The organism is Priestia sp. SIMBA_032 (assembly GCF_046535215.1).
In the GTDB taxonomy this organism is placed as follows: domain Bacteria; phylum Bacillota; class Bacilli; order Bacillales; family Bacillaceae_H; genus Priestia; species Priestia aryabhattai.
This window is the reverse complement of the sequence record NZ_JAWRXD010000835.1, coordinates 1-264: the sequence shown is the minus strand read 5'-3', so window position 1 is coordinate 264 and position 264 is coordinate 1. Positions and strand designations below refer to the sequence as shown.

Below are 264 nucleotides of genomic sequence, written 5' to 3'. Positions count from 1 at the left end.
CGACTGCTGTGTCTATCCCACTCAGAATCCCGCTTGTCACCATCTGTGTGGCGTAGCCTTTAATAGCGTTTTTATTGGTTGCCGCTTTCAGACCTGCACCAATATCTCCGCCGCCATTGATAGTGCCCACGGCAAAGTTGCTGGCCATAGCTCCAGCGAGAGGTCCAAGGTAGAAGCTGGCGACAATTGAAATAATCAGAGCAGGTGCGGCACCTAATCCTGAATGTTTGTAATCCCAACTTTCATGGATCTCCTTCACGACTC

At 50.4% G+C, this 264-nt stretch carries 1 protein-coding gene; it reads right to left on the bottom strand.

From position 1 onward, the window contains the following. Positions 1–264: DUF637 domain-containing protein (locus tag SB717_RS36685; protein ID WP_410907987.1), on the bottom strand; the 264-nt coding region annotated here is incomplete at both ends.